Below are 21,790 nucleotides of genomic sequence, written 5' to 3'. Positions count from 1 at the left end.
AATTTTGAGATTATCGACACGATAAAATTAATGTTTTTATGCCATCATTGCTTACGTGCGGTAGTATTTGCGGCATGTTGCAGTACAAAATAAAAAACGGATGATTTTTGCTTCCCTTCTTTTTTATATAATATTTCTACGCTGCTGCAATAATTTCCATAATTGTTGATAAGGGTGCTTGTATTGCCAACTTCGGCATGATAATATTTATCTGCGAAATTCTTTCCGTCATCAGGCCCTAATGCAAACATTGCCGTTTCAGGTGTTCTTCCATCATTGCTCCAGTCCATTGTTGCCATAATACGTGCAAATTGTTCTTTATAAAATGCGGCGCTGTCATTCCTGTTTAACTTATAGAAAGCATAAGCCTTCTCGATGATGCCGCCCTGATTTAATGGATGCCTTGCCAGAAAAGTATCACAGACCTTTAATACCATATCATATCTGGCAGAATCATTTAACTGAACGAGTAATCTTTCTGTTTTTAAATCCGTAAAGGGTTTATAATCGGACAGGCCGCTATAACCTATCATCAGGCAAAGCGTTTCATATACAGAAAGCTTTGAATCATTCTTTAAGAACTTAGGCAGTAATGTGAGATAATTCAGGCTGTCATTTTTTGTTTGTGTTCTTTTCAGGATTACAGCATAATCTTTTTCGTAATTGAAATGTTGGGCAAAGCAATAATTAAATGTAAACAGGCAAAGAAATACGGGAATGAGATGTTTAAATAAGCGTGTAAATAGCAAAGGCATATTTTTTAAAGTAAGATTATAGAATCGCTACAAATGTAACAAAATGGAAAAATGTATTGCAGCTACTTAATTAAGGGGTTTAGTAGCTGATATTGTCAGTTAAATTAAGGCTTCTTTTATTAGCTCAAAAAATATTTAAAAATATTGTTGCAACGTTCAGGTTTTTTGAAACCAATGTTCTACTTTTGCACTCCCAACGAAACGGGACAATGGTTTGATTTCGTAGCTCAGCTGGTAGAGCAATACACTTTTAATGTATGGGCCCTGGGTTCGAGTCCCAGCGGAATCACGAAAAGGACAAGTTAGAGAAATCTAAGCTTGTCCTTTTTTATTGCCTTCTAAAGAGCTGCATATCAGTAGATAATCTTTACAGCTTCATTTATTCTAGTGGTTCGATGTCTTGTTCCGTCATATGTCACTTTTTCGGGGAACATCGAACCAACAATACGCCTTTTTCTTCAATAGTTCCATTCTTAAATGCTGTATCAATGTTGGAAAGGTTTGATATGGCCATATCGCAGAGTGGTTTTAAGTCTGGTTCATCTTTTGCATTTGAAAAGCTTGGTTTCCAATAGTGCAATTTTTTCTTCACATGCGATTTTTATGGTCCTGTAATCATTAGGGTCAATATGATCTGAAAGCAAGAGGTCCCTTGCTTTTGATGATTTTTGATTTGTTTCTTCTAATTGCTGTTTTATTGGTGCAGTCAACTGCCGGCGGGAATAAGTTTGATTTTCATAGCCAACAGTAATCGCTTCTTTATACAATTGTAAATGAGGAAATTTTGTTGCATATTTTTTCAACTCCCTTTCCATTTCCAGGGTTACTTCAGCAGCCTAGTACTTTATCATGTAAAACCCAAATTCGGTCAGGAAAACTTTTGCAGCAATTATTTTCTCCGAGATAGCCATTTCCGCCAACCCTTACTTAAATTTATTGGTCTATTCAGATTAAGGCTTTTTGTCATTTTTCGAATCCCGCATCTGGGTAAATTATATCGAAAAATAATCTTATTAACCAACAACCACACACACTTATGCGCACTAGCTTTATCTATCGGGTATTATTCTCCCTATTATGGATTATTCAAGCATTTTCAGCAATGGCACAGGTGCCTGTAATCCAATGGCAAAAATCATTGGGAGGCTCCGGCAATGATTATGCCAACTCTGTTCAGCAAACCACAGACGGGGGTTATATTGTAGCAGGATATACGGCTTCCGTGGACGGCGATGTTTCGGGAAACCATGGGGGAAATGATATGTGGGTAGTAAAACTTGATAATACAGGTAATATTCAATGGAAGAAAGCGTTGGGCGGCTCCGGCGATGATGTGGGCACTTACGTTCAGCAAACAGCAGATGGGGGTTATATCATTGCAGGAAATACAACTTCCAATGACGGCGATGTTTCGGGAAACCATGGAAATAGCGATGCCTGGGTGGTTAAACTGAATAGTGCTGGCAATATTCAATGGCAAAAAACTTATGGAGGGCTCAGTAACGAGGCTGCCAATTCCGTGCAACAACTGGCAGACGGCGGTTATATGTTGGGCTGTTCTGCGCTATCCGAATATGGCGGTGATATCATTGGCAGTCATGGGGCAAATGAAGGCTGGATGGTGAAAATAAGTCCGGTGGGTGTTATCGAATGGAGCCTATGCCTGGGTGGGCTAAGCTATGATTACGCACGCCAGGTCAAGCAAACAGCAGATGGTGGATTTATTATGGGCGGATATGGATCCTCTGTGGACGGCGATCTTATAGGTAATCATGGGAATATGGATTTTTGGATAGTAAAGCTGGACAACATCCAGGAAAGACAATGGAAAAAAACATTTGGCGGCACTGGTACCGATATTTTGTCTTCGGTTACCCAGACAACAGATGGTGGATTTATCGCCGCAGGGCATGTTTATTCACAGGATGGAGATATTGCAGGGAGTGGATTTCACGGCCCTTATTTAAATGATTATTGGATAATAAAATTGGATACAGCGGGTGCGCTGCAATGGAAGAAGGCATTGGGCGGTTCCGGTAACGATCTTGCCCAGTCGATTCAGCAAACGACAGATGGCGGATATATTGTGTTTGGATACAGCACAAGCAACGATGGTGATGTTTCCGGTAATAATGGCTATGTTGATTATTGGATTGTAAAGCTAAATAGCAACGGAACCATCCAATGGCAAAAAAGTTTGGGCGGAACCGGTCAGGAAGGCTATAATAATATTCCTAACGAGGTAGATGGTGCCCATTCCATTCAGCAAACAACAGATGGGGGATTTATATTGGCAGGATATTCAAAATCCAATGACGGCGATGTTTCGGGGAACCATGGAAATTTCGATTATTGGGTGGTAAAGCTCGGCAATTGCCTACTCCCGCAACCCGCATTCACCTATACCAATTCAGATAATGTTTACAACTTTAATTATACTGGTAGCAATCCCTATACAAGTATCGGTTGGGATTTTGGGGACAATACGCCGGTTTCCAATAATCCCAATCCAACGCATACTTACACTGCATCCGGCTCCTACACTGTATGCGTGTTTGTCACCAACGATTGCGGTAGCGACACCTCCTGCCAAATAATAAAAGCACAAGGGCCTACACCGCCTCCGCCTACGGGCATTAATAATGTTCCGGGCTTTGCGAACATAAGTATCTATCCTAACCCTACCACACGGGAAGTAATCATTGATAATTCGGAAGCAGGTACGGTCTTGGATATTTACAACACCACGGGCAGCTTAGTATTGCATTTCCTATTAAAAGGCCACAAAGACAATGTGAATGTAAGCAGCCTTTCATTAGGCATCTACCAGATGCGCTTTACTGATAAAGAAGGCAGGCAAGGCAGCAGCATGTTTGTGAAACAGTAAATTAACTTATAGCATGTTCCCTAGCGGAATCACGAAAAGCGCACTTAAGTGCGCTTTTCGTTTTATATTGAAAATTATATTATAATTACGAAATCTGAAAAACTATTAGTGTATTTTGATTCCCACTAACAATTTCAAATCTTCAATAAAATGGTTCGAGTTTTGTACCAAAGGGTTCACGAAAAGGACAAGTTTAGATTTCTCTAACTTGTCCTTTTTTCTTTCTAAGAAACTTTCTGTCAGATAAATAATTCTTACAGTTATTGGTACTTATTTAAACTACTTTAATTACAATTTTCCCACGCGTGTGTTTTTGGGAACTAAGTTGTTCTGCTTTTTCAGCTTCCTCAAGATTATATACCGCCGAAACAATCGGCTCTATTATACCTTGTTCAACAAGAGCGCCAATTTGTTTTAATTCCTCAGGATACGATTGTGCAGTAAAGCCTTCTAACTGGATATTTTTTTGCTTAGCCTCTTCTATAAATTCGGGCATAACGGTGGTTATAATGCGCCCACCTGACTTTATAACTTCCAAAGAACGTTGTTGGGTATCTTTTCCTATTAAATCAAATACCAGGTCAATGTCATTTACCTTTTCTGTAAAGTCTTCAGAGTTATAATCAATGGCTTCATCTACACCAAGTTGTTTGATAAAGGCGAGATTTTCGGCTGAAGCAGTACCTATTACATAAGCGCCTTTCCATTTCGCGAATTGAACAGCAAAGCTTCCAACTCCACCGGAAGCTGCATGAATGAGAACTTTTTGTCCTTTTTCAAGCTTACCAAATTTAAAAAGCCCCTGCCAGGCAGTCTGCCCTGCCAATGGTATAGCCGCGGCTTTAAGATGATCGATTCCTTTAGGCTTTAGCGCTATCTCATTTGCTTTAACTGCAAGATATTCTGCAAATGTGCCATTTTGAGTTGGGAATGGCCGTCCGAAAACCTCATCACCGATGTTGAAATCTTTTACATTGTTACCTACCTGCTCGATAACACCAGATACATCCCAACCGATTGTTAGTGGCAGATTGTTGGGGAATTTCGCTTGCGCTTCCCCGGATATGATTTTTTGGTCAACCGGATTAACTGCACTGGCATAAACGCGTATCAAAACTTGATCGTCATTATATTGCGGAATATCAATGTCCTCAAATTTCAAGTTTTCAATTTTACCGAATTCGTGAATTCTTATTGCTTTCATAGTTAGATTATTTAGCCGTTGATCTAACAAAGTTTATGGCAATGAGTTTAATCAATCTGAATCACTTTCGGACCAATGTTGCCAATTTCGTAAGCAATCGAACCTGTAACAATACCACTTAATTGCCGCGCTATATTCTAAAAACACCTAGTCGCAGCTATTTTTCGCAGCGGAATATTTGTTTATTTACGCTGTTGGCTAACATATAAAAAAGTATAAGTATAAAACTTACAAATTAAAATGAAGTTTTTTTTATTATAATTTCATTTTTATGAATATTCTTTCAGAGTTTCGTTGCTAAAACGTCTAATCTTTATGTTGCAAGTGATAAAATGCTGGGTATTGCTAACTCTTTGCCTGACCCCATTTTTCTCCCAAGCCTCCCGGTCCCATTTTGAATATTTATTGCACAAATCCTATCCTGAAAGGGTATTGCTTACGGATAGCCTTGCCTTTCCAGAGATACTTAAGATGCCTTATTCAAGCGCCATAAAGTTTATGACGGCGATAGAAGAAAAGGCACTTGCAAATGGCGATAACGGCCTTTATTGTGAGATGAAACTAATGCATTTGCATTACTTTGACTTTAAAGAACTTACCAATATAGACAGCACTATTTCCCAATTGATCGAATTGCGCAGATGGGCTCAAAAAAATAAATTACCGGAGTACGACATCTGTGCCAGTTTTGACCTTGCTAACAACTTTTACCGCAAAAGGGATTACCTGGCGGCATTTGAAAATTATATCCGTGTATGCGACACGCTGGGCAAACTTCCTGCGGCCAGCTTTCCAAGGAAAAAAGAATTTCTCGTTTTTATCGCCAACCGCTATTATAACTTTGGCGATGCCCCATCGGCAAAGGCTTTATTGCTTGATGCCGACAGCCTGCCACCTACTATTTCCAACAGCCTTTACCGGACCAACTTCAACAATAAGAATACTTTAGGACTCATTTACCGCAACGAGGCACGATACGATTCCGCTTTGTATTGTTTTCGGAAAGTTGCCCAAATGGCAAAAAGTGCAAACGATACAAATTGGGAAGGCATTGCACAGGGCAATATCGGCATCATCTATTATCTGCAAAAGAAATACAATCTGGCAATTCCCTTGCTGGAACAAGAGGTAAAAACGGGCGCCACAGTGCAGCATCAGTTCAATGACAGTTGGGTGAATTCAGCGCTCATTCTGGCAGAGATATACCTTTTGCAAAACCAGGCTGCAAATGCAGAGGAATATATATCTATGGCTGCTAAAAATATAAAAAATACCCTTGATACACTCAAGTATAAAGGCATGTTATATCACGCCATGGCTATATTAAATTTTAAAGAAAAACAATACCAGGTTTCTTATTTATACAGTGATTCGGCAGCATACTATAAAGACAGCGTTGTTCGCCGCGATAATAAGTTGTTGTTGAATAATGCAAGGCAAAAAGCTGAGGCTCAAAAGCATTTTAATGCATTAAAGGAACTTTATGCCAACAGGAAAATGCTGATATTGGTTCGGAACAGCTCCATCATATTTTTCTGTGGCTTACTGGTCATAGGGGTGTTATTATGGAACAGGATGCGGCTTAAACATACGATCCGCCAAAATAAGCTGGCCTTAGAAAAGGCACTTGCGGAACAAGAGCTGAAAAGTACAACCGAGCAGTTAAATATTTTTACGCGGCACCTATTGGAGAAAAATGTCATTATAGAACGCACAGAGGAACAAATCCAATACCTGAAGAACCGCCTGGATGACACGCTCTCCGTCAGCGATGAGAATGAGATCCTTACCCGCCTTTATCAGTCCACTATACTCACTGAAGAACAATGGGATGAATTCAAACAGTTGTTCAATAGGGTACACAAAGGGTTTCTATTGCGCTTAAAAGAAAAAATTCCCGGGCTGAGCCCTGCTGAAACCCGTTTTGTGGTGATGTGCAAACTAAAGCTCAACAATCGGGAAATGGCTTCGCTAATGGGCGTCCAGCCTGACTCGCTTCGTACCTACAGGCACCGTCTCCGTAAAAAACTAAACCTTTCCGATGAGGAGGCTCTGGAAGCTATTATTGATACTATATAACACAAATCCACACGTAGCATAATCATTATTAAGTCTTTAGATTAGTGTTGCGTTTTTGCAACGGCTGTGTCATGCTTTTGCAACGGCATTTTTTGCTTTTCTTCCCTCCCTGTCAACATCTTTGTCGGACCGGCTTTAACCTAATGCCGGTTATTGACAGTGGAAGCCGAAAAACTGTGTTTTAAGAGTAGGCATCAATCTAAACGCTAAATTAAATATTATGGCAAAAGTGGAATTCTGGAACAACAACAATTATGGTGGTTTGTCCGACACATTTGAAGGAACACAAAGGAGGACCTATATCACTTCTCCGGCTTGGGATTCCATGAAGACGGATTGGAATACCTGGGTAGTTGTATGGGATGGTCAAAATTGTACAGGCAATTACATGAAGATAGGAGGTAGCAACCCTGCCAGCAATAGTGATCTTAACGATACACAAAGGGGAAGCGATAAGCATGACTGGAAAAATGCCATCATGTCTTTTATGATGTTCGGCAGAGAACCCTCCTGGTGGAATTCAAGCTCTAAGCCTCCGGTAGACTTGTCTTATCTTGGTTCTATGGATTTGCTGGCTTGCTCCTCTGCAAATTTTTACGATGATACAAAAGTATTTTCAGGGGCATCGAGCCACGACGATTTAAGTGAAATGGACTGGCCTACCAATTCAGGAAGTGATATGAACGATGCCATCGATTCTATTGCCACCGGTTCGTCGGTTTGGATGGAAGTCTGGAGCGATGCAAACTATCAGGGTGATTGGATGAAGCTTTCACCTGGTAACTACCGCTCCGAGCTTGGAGGAAACTCGCGCCCGTCCGGTTTAGGAGACTGGAAAAACCAGATTAGTAGTATGAAGATATTCACTTCAAAACCTGCTTGTTGGGATATGTCTTTTGACCTGCAAGCGTTTTACCTTTTATTCCCCGACTATACGTCATACAGTGACACAAGTGGCTCCTATGTTACCTATATAACACAGGATTGTGGCTATGACGTGCGCAGGATAAATGAATCGTATGACGAAAGTACTTACACTGTTTCTTTTCGTATAGATTATTGTATCACCGGAGGCACAAACGATAAAGTATGGCTTGATATTACAGTCAATGCCGACGGAAGCCTTAACGGAGTTAACTATTCCTATAAACAAGGCGACGGGGCTTTTCAAATTTCGGACACATTTGTAAAGGCTGTGGATAAAACTGCAGAATTATTGGGCGCATTAGGCGCGTTGGAAACTGTAGGGATTTCAGAAGAAGCTGCAGAAGATTTCATTGTTGCCTTTGATACCTTCTGTAAAGTTTTTAATGATGTCACAAAACTGCTTTATAAAAAATCTCTGGTAAATGATGGCCGCTCTTATATGCTGGCTGTTTGCCTGCATACGCTATGCCGCGGTTTTGCCAGCATTAAGACAAAATAAAAAACGTATTTAATTTATTTCTTCCAAAACAATTTAATTACTGAATATTATGAACTTTTCAAGAGACACTTTTGCCAGCCAGCTGGGAAAAACTTCCGGCGTTGCCGTTTCAGGCAGCTGGAAGCAGTGGAAACAAACTTCAGGAAGCCTCAACCAGGAACTTGATTACTCTTATAACGGTACAAACTGGCGCAGCTGGAGTCCCGAATCCTCAAAAATGCCAACTGATCTTGGCATGATCGTTTCGTGTAAGATAGACTTTGCAAATGGAGCGGGTGATGACCATATTATCCTTATCGTTGGTTTCCTTAAGGTGAAAAACGATGCGCCAGCCATCAATTTTGTGGAGGCATCGCTCCAATTTTATGACGATACCTCGCTCAATATTACTTCCGGTCCCATTAAGGTAGATCCGAGCAGCACTACTCCGCAAGATATAGGTAGTTTATTGTTCAATGCTTTGGACTCACAACTTCAATCCGAAAAAAGCCAGTTAGGTAGCGGAACCACTTTGACAGGCCGACAAAATCTCTCTTATATTGCAAAGATAAATGTGAATGCCTTGAAAGGCACTGTATCAGCATAACATGCAATAACAATATCCCATCTGTCAGGATGGTGGTATATACATCAATCTTTAAGAAGCTCATTGGCACCATAATGTAAACAACGCTCAAAAGCTTTAATCATTGATCAATTGGTTCGCGTTTTGTACCGGCGGAATCACTGTAAAAAGAAAAATCCCCTGATAATCAGGGGATTTTCTTTTTTAGTCAAGTATTTATTTTCTGTCAGATAGCTTACGATTTCTTATTGATTAAATTGCACAAACTACACCGGCAGCACCCCTGTTAAAACCGACTGTATCACGGTATGCCTGCGGCGATATATCAGTCTTGCTTTTAAAGAACCTGCTGAAATAATATTCATCGTCATAGCCGAGTTCGTAGGCAATTTCTTTTATGGTTTTTTCAGTCAGATAAAGTTCCCTTTTTGCTTCAATAATAATTCTGTCGGCAATCAGGTCAGACAAGGTTTTATTAAAATGCGTTTTTGTAATGCGCGCAAGAGAATTCGGAGTCAGATGAAGCATTCCGGCATAATCGCTTGCAGAATGCATAGTCCTGAAGTTTTCCTCAATGGCATTGCGCAAGTTCTGTATAACCAGCAGTTGTTTTCCGGCCGGGTCGCCGGCCAATTGGACAGTCTGTTGTTCCAGCTTTATTCTGGTAGCCAGCACCAAAAATATTTTCAAATAGGAAACAATTACTTCATCCCTTCTCAGTCCTTCCGTCTTAAGTTCACCAACTATTTCATTTACAAAATTCAACAGGGTTTTTCTGGAATCTTCTTCGAGGTAGATAAAAGGCCGCTGATAAATATTATTGAATAGGATTCCGTTAGCCGCAATTTCTTTATGGTGCCTGTATATGCAAAAGAAGTCGTGATGAAACATAATAGCAACGCCAATCAGAGGTCCTTTGGATTGCAGCATGAATGGCTGATAAGGATAAAAAGCAAACAGCGTATTCTCCTGAAAAGAATATTCTGATAAATCTACCGTAGCAACCCCTTCCCCCGAATTAATAATGATCAGCGTAAAGTAATTATTACGCTGAATATGATCGAAATAACTGTTGTTATCAAATTCAAACACTTTGAAGGAAAGGTTTCCGTTATGCCGGTTCACCAGCGTATATACCGATTGAGCTAACATTGCTAAGATTTTTTATAATTGCTTCTGAAACGCCTCATTTAAAACATTGCATTCTTCTAAACAGATGCCGCCTGTCACTGCGGGAGGCTTGCCCCATTTGGGTATATCGGATGCAGAAAGAACAGCAAACTGCGAGGTGGCGCCCCCAAGCATCGGAACAGCCAGACCATAAACAATTTCAGGTATCTTATGGTGGCGGATGAGATAGGAACACATGATACAGGGTTCGTGTGTAGTGTACATAATTGCGGCTTGCAGCATATCCTTGTAACCATTTGCTATAGCATCCCGGATAGCAAGTATTTCAGCATGATTAGTGATATCTCCCGTTGATTTCCCCGACTCAATTCCTTTGCCAATCACTTTGCCTTCAAACACAATCAATGCGCCTACAGGCGGGTTGCCCGTTTCAAGGGCAATCCGGGCAAGGTCAAGACATTGGTGCATATAAATTTTATAGTGATCTTTCATAGCTTTTTAATTCAGTTTCGGTAGCGAGGTTACTAAGTTACTCAAATAATAATGGATCATTTTTCACGATTTCAAGATAACAAAACTGTCCTCAGCTAAACTGAGGACAGTTGCAAATAGTGGATTAAAAAATCAGAATAGCATAACCTTCATTTCTGAGGTTAAGTAAACTCGGCAAACCTGCAGTTCCGGGAACCGCATTGTCGTTCAATAAATCATAACCCGAAACTTCTGTACCAAAGACCGCAACGCAGCCTTGAGAAAGACCGTGAACATGATCTTTCACTTCCTGATAGAGCCCATGGACGGGGTGTTCCGGTTGATCCAGCTGTTCCGGCCATCTGATGCCTGTGCCCTGAAAAATGATCTTTACATCTTCACCTGCGTGTTTAAACTCGTAGGCCGATGCTAATGCGTTGAATACGCGTCCTAATGCTTCTTCTGAACCGTTTTTCGGATCGGAAAGAATGATAATTGCTGTCTTGTTCATATCAATAATTTATTTACAATGCAAAGGTGCGGCGGGACTGGCTGGTAAAGAATGGAGGATTCTTACAATCTAATGGAGGATTTTTTTAGTAACCCGGGAAAGCACACAAACGAACGAAGCGGAACTATATAAAGAGTTCCGCTTCGTTCATTAAAAGCATTGCATTTTATTTTAACTACATAGGTACATAGGCAAATCAGTTGGATGAAATTGTGTTGAAAGGCTAAATAGAAAACAAGTCTTAAACACAGTCAATCATTAAGTCAATGGCATTGAGGAGAAACCTATAAGGAGCCTGCTTTTACAAAGGTCTGCCATCCACGCATCGTATGGATAAAGCGTTCGCTCAGTCCGCCCCTGCGCAGGTATTCGGCCGTTACAGGAAGCGTTGTACTATCGAACATCGGGTTTGCCTTTACCTTCAACGGGAAGTCCCGTTGAAGAATGCCTGCACGTGCGATCAGTACAAAATCACAGCCCTCCTCCAGTAGTGTTGCAGCACGTTGCGCACTCATAATTTTTCCGGCTGCACCAAGACGTACGCCTTTTCGCGGGAGTCCGGTGAAGATGCTGAGCATGGTCTTTCCCTGATATGTTCCCTCTCTCACTGTTTGTGCAGAATCCCACAAAGCCAGATCCAGATAATCGATCAGTTCGCGATCAAATATATGGGCCGTGATTTCACGCATCTCTTCCAAACGCAATCCATAGCGTTCGATTGACAAGCGCCATCCGATTTGAAAATCAGGGCCGCAAGCCTGCCGGATTCCTTCGATGACTTCAATGGTGAAGCGGGCGCGGTTTTCCAGATTGCCGCCATATTTATCTTTACGGTCGTTCAAATGCGGAGACATGAATTCAGAAAGAATCCATCCAAAGGCCCCATGCACTGAAACGCCATTGAACCCGGCTATTTGGGCTCTCTTTGCAGCTGCAATGAAGCTGTCGCGAATACGCCCGACTTCTTCTGTTGTGATTGCTTCAATACCCGGCACCGTGTTGCCCGAGGCAGGGGCAGGTATTCCCCCGATTAATGACTTGGCGCGGTGTCCGGCGTGATGTAATTGCACTGCTGATAGCACACCCTCTTTACGTATAGCGGTTGCCATTTTTGTCAGCCCCGGCAGATGATCGTCGCTGTGGATGCCCATCTGGCGCTCAAAGGCAATGCCGCCTGCTTCTACGGTAGCGGCACCAGTCTGGATTAATGCATAGCCGCTTTGCGCAAGCTGTTCGATCCATTGCTGGTCGAATTCAGAGGCAGTGCCGTCATGTTCACTTTGCTGACTGGTCAGCGGCGCCATCATAAAACGATTTTTCATTGCTGGGCCATGCAGCAGGGTAAGCGGCTTGAATAGATTATCAACATCCATCTTTATCTAAACTTTGATGATATTATTTGTAAATTATTGTCGATTGCAAAGATGGAATGGCAATCGTTCGTGGAAAATGGATGATTTTGACTTTATGATGGATGTTTTGTATTGCGGGGTATAAATCCCTTACAGACAATTCGGTTAAGTATTTTAAATACAAAGCCCGGTAAAGCATTGTGTTTTACCGGGCTTATCGTCGAGATTAATCTTTTCCGTCTCTCAATAATAGAATTATCGTTTTAGTTAATTTTTTCTTCAATTCAGTAAAAATATTAACGTCGTAGTTAATATTTTCTGTCCCTCTATAAGCAGCTTATCGTCGTGGTTAATTTTTTCTGTCCCTACATAAGCAGCTTAACGTCGTAGTTAATTTTTTCTATCCCTCCATAAGCGGCTTATCGTCGTGGTTAATTTTTTACGTCCTTACGTAAGTAGATTAACGTCGTAGTTAATTTTTTCTGTCCCTCCGTAAGAGGCTTAACGTCGGGGTTAATTTTTTACGTCCTTCCATAAGCAGCTTATCGTTGCAGTTAATTTTTTCTGTTTTTCTGTAAACTTGTATTGTCAGGATTCGTTTTTTCGTCCCTTTATAAGAGACATACTTCCGGCATACAGCGCCCGGGCGGCTAAAAGGTTTCATTTAACCCCAGAAAGAATCCTTTGCAACCAAACTTTCCGAAAGCGTAATCCAGGCATAAATTGGTGCGGGTAGCTTTGTTAAGCAGTACACGTAATCCTGCGCCATAGCCGGGTTGCCATACCTGAAACAATTTGGTACCGGACTCATCGTTGGCGGTTTGAAGGTTCATGAAGGCTACGCCGCTGATAAAATGATTGTTTAAGATCGGGAAGCGGTATTCTATTTCTGAATAATTATATTGGGTACCTTTAAAATAACCTACCGAATATCCCCTGCCACTGCGGGAGCCCGGATCTTTTGCTGTTCCGGGCAGCTCGAGGTAAGGAACAGCGCCACTTAATATGTAAGACCCCCAGTTCCATAAAGCAATAACATGTTCGGGGTGTAACCGGGAGAGGCTAAAGTATTTTCTGAAGTCGGTGGTAAATTGTACAGCGTTTTTGCTGCTGCCCATCCATGTCTGATTAAAGCGGAATCCGGCATTTGCATAAATGCCTTTATAGGCACGGTTTTGATTATCGCGCGTGGTGTATTGAACATCAAACAAGAGGCCGTTAGCCATATAATGATCTCTTGAAAATCCATGTTCGTCACTGTAAATATTAAAGGGTGTCAAATGGTCGGATGTGTCATTCTGTGTTATTTTTCTTCTGATGTCAAATGAAACACCTGCGCCGACAAACAATCCTTTATTTACTTCCTTATATATCTTTTCGCGGAAATTATAATATTGTGAATGCAGCGCACGTCCTTTACGTTCCGGATTGGCTAATGCCTGCTGGGTTTCGCTTCCGGCATTGGGCTGCCCTATACCCATTCCATGATCGGGTGTTACGCTTTTGGCTGCAACAAGGTTGCCCTGTAAGTTCCATTTATTGCCTGCGGTGTATATGTTGTGATTGATGTAAAAATAAAGGATGCCTTTTGTGGTGATGGAAGCAGAGGTGGCGGCGATGGATAAAAGTGTGTTGGGGTCATTGCCTAACTTCCGGCCTGCTACCGCTTTAATACCTATCTGTGCGCCTATGCTGGGATTGGCGGCAATGTTTGGAATAATAACAATGCCGGAGGATTTTTTGCTTACGGAATCGGGCTTTTTGTTAGGATGCAATATGTCTCCGATCAGATTACCCAGATCATATTCATTAGAAGGGTCGACCTGCTCCGGCCGGACTTTTATTGAATTATCTAAAATAGAATCTGTTTCCCTTGTATCGGCTGTAACTTTTACCTGACACCATGCTTTATTATGAAATCCGATGAAAATACACCCTATGATAATTCCTTTAAGAATTTGTGAGAGCTGTATGTTATCCTTGCCAAACGACCTTTTCCCAATCATAATTATATTGTACTGTTCTTTTATTCTCCCTTATTAACTAAATTCCGGAGAAGAGGACTACTTAACAGAACATAATGATTCTTTGGCTAAATTGTTCATTTTTAAGGAAATAAGCTGTTGTTTCCGAAATGCACCGGTTTTGAAACTCTTTATAATTGCAACCTGAAATTGATGAGCGGGTTCAGGAGAAGTATATCGAAATAACTTTGAAATTGGAAGGCAATGCATGTTGACATAATGACCAACATCTGCATCGCATCTTTGGCCCGAAAGAGGTGTTTCTTTTTTTAATTGACGACTGACATGTTCAATATTGATTTCAACATGAGGTTGCGCCTTAGTAATTCATTTCTTTTTTTAATGATTTCATACAAGTACGGCCTTCCGGAACATACCGAAATCTTCAGCTTTATCCCGGTTATCCGACAATCCAGTAATAATTGTCTATGAAATTTTAGTAATAAATAGTCTTCAAGCATTTCGGCTAATATATATAATTGCGTTTAAATAAATTAAGCTTAACTACGGATTTTAAGAATTATTCAAGAGAATTTAAAGAAATGTTTTGCATTATTATTCCATATACGTTGCATTGCATTATTAAGTTTTGAAAGGATAAATTCATTTCAACCCTGAAAGAGCATATCCGGTAAAGGATATGCTCTTTTGATAAAATGCGGGTAAATAACGGCCTTATACTAACCGGAATTTCCGGATCAATCTTTTTTAATGTCTTTATCTATTTGCTTCTCTGCATTTTTTGCTTTCTTTTCCTGTACTTCTTTCTCCTTGCGTTGCTCGCTTCCCGATTTTTTTACATCACGTTTTTCTTCCCTTATTACCTTATTTATTCTTCTGTTGTAAACAGCCGTTAAAATTCCCTGGCCTTTGCTGGTAAAGAATTTGATTTTTGGTTTTTCCTCTGTACCTGTTACTGCAACAGGCACGCTTATCCAACCGCCCGGAGGCAGGCCTATCTTTACAAGAATATCCAATAAACCATTAAAACTTGTTGTTCCGCTGACTGCCGGCCTTAGAATAGAAACTTTAAATTTAAATTCTTCGATGTGGATCAGGTTGTCCTTGATGTGTGTTACGATATTGACACCTTTCATGTCAGGATTGTCGAAGGCATCAGCGCCTACGTTATCGCCGATTACCGAAAGCATTTTTATTTTTTTTACCGCTACATCTCTTAAGTTTACTACACCGCCGCCTTCCAAAGAAGGATAAATAGGATTCATATTTTTATCAAAATCGCCTTTTAGCTTGTAATCCAACGATACGATACCGCTTACATCTTTTGCATTGGTAGCCATCTCGCGCACCATGTCGATTTCTTTGTAGGCTCTTTGCACATTAAAGTCCAATACTTTAAGCGCAACATCAAAGTTGGCAGTTAAGGGCGATTCATCCTGATAGCGGGCATCAATATTCATCCTGCTTCCGATAATGTCAAATGAGGTGTTCTTTAAAAATATCTGGCCGCCCTGCAATGCTGCGGTTCCGTGAAGCTGATTGATATCCAGTCCCTGAAAATATACATTCTTTGCATCTACTTCTAAAGCGACATCCAGGTTTTTGGGAACAATTACCACACCGCTGCTTTTGGGGTTTTCTGCTTTGGCATATTCAACCTGTAAAGATTTATCATCGTTATCGCCGTTTTTGAGCGCCATAAATTCATCAATCACAATGCGTTCGGAATGCAGGTTGAAGTTACCGTGCAGCGTGCCTTTACGTTCAATAAAATAATTGATGGTGTTCAGCAAATAGCCGTTCAGCGAAAAATCGGATTTGCCGTAAGTAGCATAAAACTTTCTGAACCACATTTTTTCGTTCTCAAACTGAAAATTACCTTCTTTAATATAAAATGATTTAGGCAGGTAAGTGGTTGTTGCTTTTATGTTTTTCAGGATCAAAGTACCTTTGTTATCCAGTTTGCTGTATTGTCCGGTGGTGGCATAACTCTCGCGGCCATTCAGAGAAAGATCTGCAGTAATTATTCCGCTGACATCAAAGCCCTTTCTTGAAAAAACCTGATAGATTCTTCCGACATTTAAAACGCCTTTTGCACGCACCTTATAAAGCAGGTCTTCGAAATTCCTTAAATCTGCGTCAACGTATACGGGGTTTCCTTCAAAATCAAATTTAAAAGGCGAAAGCCGCACACCAAGACTACTGAAGGTGCCATCCGTATCTGTAACGTTAGCAGTGATATTGATATGCTGTATGGGGTGGGGATAGACCTTGGTTTTTAACCAGCCTTCTTTCAGGTTGATAAAACCGTTGGTTTTTGGAAATAGTTTTTTATCCATATTAAAAATACCATTCGCAGTAATATCTGTATTAATCAGGCCTTTCATATCAAGGTCTTTTAAGCCTAATGCCTCATCCAGTGTCTGCAAATTAACAGCACCCTTTATATTGGCGTTCACAGCCATTTCAGTTAATCCTTTTGTTTTGACAACTGCCCTGAAATTATTGTTCTTTCCCAGGTCAAAGCTTAATTTTTTCAAATCCAGCGTCAGTTGTTCCGCATCCAATGAAGGCAGATCAATGTTAAGGTCCACATTGAGATTGTTCATAGGCACCGGAGCCTTCGCGTTGGAAATGACACCGTCGTTAACTAACAGGCGTGCCGTAAACCTCGGCTTCAGGTTTTCAGGTTCGCTGTATTTTCCTTTCAGGCTGAAAAACAAATCACTTTTACCTTCTATTTTGGTGTCCTTAGCCCAATCAAGATACTGTGGCGGCAGCACAGAAATCATATCACGGATCGTGGTTTTTTCTGAAGCGGCTTTGATGTCAATATCATACCCGTCTTTGAGGATACTTACGAAACCTGTGAATTTTAATGGGAGATCATTGATTTTTAATTCATTCTTTTTGAGTACAAAAGTCAAGGCATGGGTATTGATTTTTGTGATCAGGTCAGCGTGCAGGGATTTTTGCTGGGCATAATAAACCCTGTCAAGGCTAAAGTCCAGTTTGTCAATTTTAAGATCGGTTTCAAGATCAAAAATATCTTCGCTTAATCCACCTTGTCCTGTATAATTAAGCCCTTTGGCTTCTACAAACATTTTAGCTGCATGATCATCGTACCTGATATGCCAGTTCTTAAATTTGATGAGATCAAGCTTTATAGATGCACCTTTCTCCGTAGTGTCTTTGGGGCTTTTATCGGGGCCGGAAACAAATACATTATAATTAGCCTGCCCTTTACTGTCCACGTAAACATTTGCATAAGCATCGCTCACATAAACCTCATCAATCTTAACCACTCCGTCAAAAATCAGGTTTTTGAGATTGACGCCCGCTGCCACTTCTTTTGCCCACAGTAAAGTGTCCTGTTGATAGGGCCTGGACCCTTGAAGCAATAAATCATCTACCGATACCGTAAGGGATGGAAAATGACGGAAGAATGTCAGGTGCACTTTCTTGTAATCAAGCTTCGCCGCCAGATGCTTATTGGCAAATACCTTTACTTGCTGAGAAATGGTGCCGGGGAATAATAGCGGAATGATAAACATCAGCAATAATATTGCCGCCACACAAATTCCAAACCATTTTAAAACCTTAAAAACTATTTTTTTAACCCTTTCCATAGATTAATGACATTGATTGAACTATGGATACTACAAATATCATGCCTAACTGTTCAACTATTTGAAATTAACACCGTCTTTTTGCCTGAATTTTAAAGGATTATAAACCCAGAGAGGTAAAATTCTTTGCATTCTGCGGTGATTCGGCTGCGCAATATCCCAGTTTAAAACAAAATAACCGGGCTTTCGAGCCCGGTTATTTTGTTTTAGTATTTATGGTAAATCTACTTTAATATTTCCAGCTTTCTGGATACACTGCCTTTATCGGTATAGATTTCAATAGTATAGATACCTGCGGTAAAACCGTTAAGGTTCAGACTATGCTTGTCTTTGCTGTCGGCATTTGCAGAATAAATAACCTGTCCCAATATATTGTACACCTGAATCTTCTTCATGTTCAGCGAACCTTTATTCAAAATAGTAGCTTCACCACGCGAAGGATTAGGGAATACCATCAACTCGTCATTGCTTATATTCAGCTGGTTGATGCCTACAATGTGTGCAGAAGATTGTACTGTGGAGAAGCCACAACTGCTGCTCAGATTCAGTGTTACCATGTAATCGTCAAGATGTTGGTAGGTATGTATCGGCGATGATTCGTAACTGTGCTGGGTGCCATCTCCAAAATCCCAGTCATAACCAATTACATTCTGCGGATTAACGGCATGAAATGTAAATGTAAGGTTACCGTTATTGCTAACCTCGATACCCTGGATAGTCGGCAGTTGTCCCTGCGTTTCAACTTCAATCGTATCGGATTTGATACATCCTTTGTCATTCGTAACAAATACGGTGTAAAGTCCTGCTGAATTTACCGTAATGGTTTGCGTGGCCTGGCCTGTGTTCCAGAAGTATTCCACTCCCTGAGGTCCGGCATCAAGAGTAACCGTGGCTCCATTACAGATGCTGGTATCATTACCCAGATTTACAACAGGATTGATGCGGAACTGTACATGAATCGTATCGCTGTTCTGACAACCGAAGCTGTTGGTTACTTTTACATAATAAGTACCGTCTTCATTTACCAGATGTATCTGGCTGGTTGTATTATCATCCCACAAAAATGAAGGATCATTAGGCTGTACACCTGCATCCAGCACCTTAAAGGCAGGTTCATCAACGCAGATATTAATATCTGTTCCAAGATCTACTACAGGTTTAGGATGAATATAAGCAATTACCGGCTGGCGAGGTGTTTCACATGGAGGTTTCATTGTGATGGTTATATTAGGCCTGTCGCTGGTAGTGTAAGTATTGTTAGGGTCAGGATTGGAACAATGGGTGGCATCATATGAATAAGCAGTATTGCTCATGCCTTCCGCATTGGAACTTTCTTCCACCTCTGTATAGTTGTACGAAATATTTGCATTTATGTGACATTCTTCCAGTACAATGTCTGATGTGCCATCCCAGTAGAAAGGCACTTGCAGCACGTGATCGTTAAGTCCGCCTGTTACAGGCTGATAAGAAGGTACGCTGAATACTGTCTGCAAACCTGTTTGAAAACTGCCGCCCAGACCGCCGGAAGGTATATTCTTCATGCTCAAAGTAAAGTTTTCGCAAGGATCGCCTGCGTAACTTCCTACTGTAAAGCCGACAGAAGTAATATAACCTGCATTAAAACCGGCTGTGTTCATCTCGGCAGCAGAAATCTTCCACTGAACTTTATTGCCATAACTGTAAGCACTGTAATAAGGCATAGCGCTCCAGTCAGCAGTGTTGCTGTTTGAACCAATCTTTGTAGGATCAGGTTGAGGCGCTCCGGCCCCGGCCGATACATAAAATTGTGTGGTAGCGCTGAGGTAAGGTGTGGTAAACGGAGAACCGGAGCCCAATACTTGCGTAGAGGTAGGACTATCGTACCATCTTAGGGTAGATACTGCATCAGCATCAGCTTCCAGTACTACCGTTCCGGGCCCGCAATTAAAGCTGTCTTTGGTAGATAACAGTTGCGGATTAGCAATCACTATATGTTTTTTCGGGTCCAGGCAAATACCGGAAGTCGCACTGATTACGGGTTTGTAATAATGTTCGGCTGTTAACGTAGGTGTAGTTAAACCTGTGTTTGTAGCGCCATTAATATCATTGTACCCTATATTGTCGGAAGATTCCGTCCATTGAATAGAGCCGGGTGCATAACCTGTTGACGGGATAAGCACCAGGTCTGAAGTGCCTGAAATACAGATGGTGTCATAAATTGCCAGGATGGAAGCACTATCAGGTTGCACCCAAATATTTGTAGTATCGGCAAAAGCACAATTTGGTGCAGCTGTATTGGTTGCATACATAAAGAAACTGTGTTGACCCACTTCCGCCGATTTAAAATAAAGGGTAGTAGCGTTACCACCGGCATAAGGAACAGTTGCTGCAGCATCAGTATACAGGTCTGCAGCAGGACTCCAGTCGTAATTGCTGTAATTATTTAATGGACTCGTTACTGTAATGGCGCCTATTGCATTGTTACATACAACCTCAGGAGCTGATTTGGTAAAGGTTGGTCCGGGCGTGATAGCGGCCGTTACAGGTACACGTGGTCCTTCACAAGGCATAGTCAGGTTAAACTTCGCATTGGGCAGATACTCGGATGAGTTATAACCGGTTTCACCGCAGGAGGTGCTTACGTTGTCGTCATTGAAATACAACATGCGATCCTGTGTACTCGTATATTCATGTTTACCGATGTCCTCGCCATTAACGCCGGAGCTGTATGAAGGTTGAGTCTGATCATAACAGATCTGGATGATAATATTGTCGGTACCATTCCAGGCAATAGGGGTATTGAAAGTAAATACGTTCCAACCCAATGCCGGCATAAAGCTCGAATTGGTATAAACTACGGAAAAACTGGAAGCGGGTTCCCAGGTAGTTAATGTATTAGCGGAAGCCGGTACGACAGCTACAGAGATTTTGTAATTAGGAAAGGAAGTAAGGGTAGTATTGCCGTTCTGCAACGGAATATTGACGCAGTTAAAGGCAACAGAGTTGATAAAACCCGCATTGCCGCCATTAGTTACGATATCGTTTGCCGTGTACAGCATTTGTGTGCCTTCATTACGGTACCAGTTTGTAAATGGTCCGCCGGGTGTACTGTTTGGCAATGTATCGGTGCCGGAACCTACCTGTACGGATGCTACCGATGTTCCTGACACAGCCGTAGCATAAAAAGTTGTGGTTACCGGAACGAAAGGAGTGGTAAAGGGGCTGCCGCTGCCCAAGGGTATGCCGCCGGTAGCTTGCTGGTACCAATTGATTGTATTGGTACCGGGTGCAGTTGCGGTAAGTTGTACCTGTCCTGGACCACAGCGCGATCCGTCTACAGGAGCAGCCAAATTTGTATTGCATTGTGCAGATACGGTATGCGGTAAGAGATATATAAGGCTAACAATTAGTCCTATTTTCCCCTGTCTTTTCAGGGAAGGAAGTAAGGAACAGAGCTTCATAAATAGTAGGTTTTAGATTCTTGATAAAAGACAGGCAAAGCTAAACTTAATATAGGCAATGTTAGGTATATTGATTTATGTTATTTTTATTTATAGCAATGTATTAATCGTTAAAAGAAAATGCATAAACATTTGCAGTTGGAATAATTTGTATATATAGGTTGTTAAAGTTTGGAATTTTACCAGTTTCAATATTCAAGCAGCTGATTGCTTTTGGAGAGCATTAATAATAATTTCAACCAGGATTCTGACCACTTCTGTCCAGTACTTAAATCATTGCACAAAATGCATATACTTTAAAAAACGATTACAAGAATTTAATGCTTAATATTTAAGGAGGGCTATTATGTGTAGG

General features: G+C 41.1%; 14 protein-coding genes and 1 tRNA gene. 5 read left to right on the top strand and 10 right to left on the bottom strand.

Annotated elements, in window-relative coordinates; genetic code table 11:
* Positions 1–44 precede the first annotated feature (44 nt).
* Positions 45–755, bottom strand: a complete 711-nt coding sequence (locus F0919_RS01305) for a DUF4919 domain-containing protein (protein ID WP_150030905.1) — start codon at positions 753–755, stop codon at positions 45–47.
* Positions 756–971: 216 nt separating this feature from the next.
* Between F0919_RS01305 and F0919_RS01300 the strand changes: the two genes are divergently transcribed.
* Positions 972–1,044 (top strand) — tRNA-Lys (locus F0919_RS01300).
* 126 nt (positions 1,045–1,170) lie between these two features.
* On the opposite strand, the gene F0919_RS18360 is transcribed toward F0919_RS01300, so the two are convergent.
* Positions 1,171–1,347, bottom strand: a complete 177-nt coding sequence (locus tag F0919_RS18360) for a hypothetical protein (RefSeq protein ID WP_190277223.1) — start codon at positions 1,345–1,347, stop codon at positions 1,171–1,173.
* A gap of 444 nt (positions 1,348–1,791) precedes the next feature.
* Here F0919_RS18360 and F0919_RS01295 point away from each other — a divergent pair, with 444 nt between their 5' ends.
* Complete coding sequence (locus tag F0919_RS01295; protein WP_150030904.1) at positions 1,792–3,642, top strand: PKD domain-containing protein; 1,851 nt, start codon at positions 1,792–1,794, stop codon at positions 3,640–3,642.
* A gap of 274 nt (positions 3,643–3,916) precedes the next feature.
* Here F0919_RS01295 and F0919_RS01290 read toward each other — a convergent pair whose 3' ends face one another.
* On the bottom strand, positions 3,917–4,846 hold the full coding sequence (locus F0919_RS01290) for an NADP-dependent oxidoreductase (protein ID WP_150030903.1): 930 nt from the start codon (positions 4,844–4,846) through the stop codon (positions 3,917–3,919).
* 315 nt (positions 4,847–5,161) lie between these two features.
* Between F0919_RS01290 and F0919_RS01285 the strand changes: the two genes are divergently transcribed.
* The 3 genes from F0919_RS01285 (at position 5,162) to F0919_RS01275 (ending at position 8,937) form a co-directional block, all read left to right on the top strand.
* A complete protein-coding gene (locus F0919_RS01285; RefSeq protein WP_150030902.1) occupies positions 5,162–6,925 on the top strand; it encodes a tetratricopeptide repeat protein in 1,764 nt (587 codons plus the stop codon).
* Positions 6,926–7,145: 220 nt separating this feature from the next.
* Positions 7,146–8,351, top strand: a complete 1,206-nt coding sequence (locus tag F0919_RS01280; RefSeq protein WP_150030901.1) for a hypothetical protein — start codon at positions 7,146–7,148, stop codon at positions 8,349–8,351.
* A gap of 49 nt (positions 8,352–8,400) precedes the next feature.
* On the top strand, positions 8,401–8,937 hold the full coding sequence (locus tag F0919_RS01275; protein ID WP_150030900.1) for a hypothetical protein: 537 nt from the start codon (positions 8,401–8,403) through the stop codon (positions 8,935–8,937).
* Positions 8,938–9,168: 231 nt separating this feature from the next.
* Here the strand turns inward: F0919_RS01275 and F0919_RS01270 are convergent, their stop codons facing one another.
* The 7 genes from F0919_RS01270 to F0919_RS01240 form a co-directional block, all read right to left on the bottom strand.
* Positions 9,169–10,068 carry a helix-turn-helix domain-containing protein gene (locus F0919_RS01270; protein WP_150030899.1) on the bottom strand — a complete coding sequence of 300 codons (900 nt, stop codon included), beginning with the start codon at positions 10,066–10,068 and terminating at the stop codon, positions 9,169–9,171.
* Positions 10,069–10,080: 12 nt separating this feature from the next.
* On the bottom strand, positions 10,081–10,539 hold the full coding sequence (locus F0919_RS01265; RefSeq protein WP_150030898.1) for a nucleoside deaminase: 459 nt from the start codon (positions 10,537–10,539) through the stop codon (positions 10,081–10,083).
* A gap of 124 nt (positions 10,540–10,663) precedes the next feature.
* Positions 10,664–11,029: a DsrE family protein gene (locus tag F0919_RS01260; protein ID WP_150030897.1), complete on the bottom strand. Its 366-nt coding sequence runs from the start codon at positions 11,027–11,029 to the stop codon at positions 10,664–10,666.
* A gap of 284 nt (positions 11,030–11,313) precedes the next feature.
* Entirely contained in the window at positions 11,314–12,402 is a 1,089-nt protein-coding gene (locus F0919_RS01255; protein WP_150030896.1) for an NADH:flavin oxidoreductase, read from the bottom strand.
* A 629-nt stretch (positions 12,403–13,031) separates the two neighbouring features.
* Entirely contained in the window at positions 13,032–14,387 is a 1,356-nt protein-coding gene (locus F0919_RS01250; protein ID WP_150030895.1) for a BamA/TamA family outer membrane protein, read from the bottom strand.
* Between the two features lie 716 nt (positions 14,388–15,103).
* Complete coding sequence (locus tag F0919_RS01245; protein ID WP_150030894.1) at positions 15,104–17,995, bottom strand: AsmA family protein; 2,892 nt, start codon at positions 17,993–17,995, stop codon at positions 15,104–15,106.
* 224 nt (positions 17,996–18,219) lie between these two features.
* The gene (locus F0919_RS01240) at positions 18,220–21,435 is read right to left on the bottom strand and encodes an Ig-like domain-containing protein (protein WP_150030893.1); all 3,216 of its coding nucleotides are present in this window, start codon (positions 21,433–21,435) and stop codon (positions 18,220–18,222) included.
* Between the last annotated feature and the right edge of the window lie 355 nt (positions 21,436–21,790).

The organism is Taibaiella lutea (genome assembly GCF_008629695.1).
Classification (GTDB): domain Bacteria; phylum Bacteroidota; class Bacteroidia; order Chitinophagales; family Chitinophagaceae; genus Taibaiella; species Taibaiella lutea.
This window is presented reverse-complemented; position numbering and strand designations above follow the sequence as displayed.

Bases quoted from the DNA above. Each gene is read 5' to 3' on its own strand.
- F0919_RS01270 (WP_150030899.1), bottom strand. From the start codon at position 10,068: ATGTTAGCTCAATCGGTATATACGCTGGTGAACCGGCATAACGGAAAC.
- F0919_RS01305 (WP_150030905.1), bottom strand. From the start codon at position 755: ATGCCTTTGCTATTTACACGCTTATTTAAACATCTCATTCCCGTATTT.
- F0919_RS01260 (WP_150030897.1), bottom strand. From the start codon at position 11,029: ATGAACAAGACAGCAATTATCATTCTTTCCGATCCGAAAAACGGTTCA.
- F0919_RS01240 (WP_150030893.1), bottom strand. From the start codon at position 21,435: ATGAAGCTCTGTTCCTTACTTCCTTCCCTGAAAAGACAGGGGAAAATA.
- F0919_RS01255 (WP_150030896.1), bottom strand. From the start codon at position 12,402: ATGGATGTTGATAATCTATTCAAGCCGCTTACCCTGCTGCATGGCCCA.
- F0919_RS01250 (WP_150030895.1), bottom strand. From the start codon at position 14,387: ATGATTGGGAAAAGGTCGTTTGGCAAGGATAACATACAGCTCTCACAA.
- F0919_RS01265 (WP_150030898.1), bottom strand. From the start codon at position 10,539: ATGAAAGATCACTATAAAATTTATATGCACCAATGTCTTGACCTTGCC.
- F0919_RS01295 (WP_150030904.1), top strand. From the start codon at position 1,792: ATGCGCACTAGCTTTATCTATCGGGTATTATTCTCCCTATTATGGATT.
- F0919_RS01290 (WP_150030903.1), bottom strand. From the start codon at position 4,846: ATGAAAGCAATAAGAATTCACGAATTCGGTAAAATTGAAAACTTGAAA.
- F0919_RS01245 (WP_150030894.1), bottom strand. From the start codon at position 17,995: ATGGAAAGGGTTAAAAAAATAGTTTTTAAGGTTTTAAAATGGTTTGGA.
- F0919_RS01275 (WP_150030900.1), top strand. From the start codon at position 8,401: ATGAACTTTTCAAGAGACACTTTTGCCAGCCAGCTGGGAAAAACTTCC.
- F0919_RS01280 (WP_150030901.1), top strand. From the start codon at position 7,146: ATGGCAAAAGTGGAATTCTGGAACAACAACAATTATGGTGGTTTGTCC.
- F0919_RS01285 (WP_150030902.1), top strand. From the start codon at position 5,162: ATGTTGCAAGTGATAAAATGCTGGGTATTGCTAACTCTTTGCCTGACC.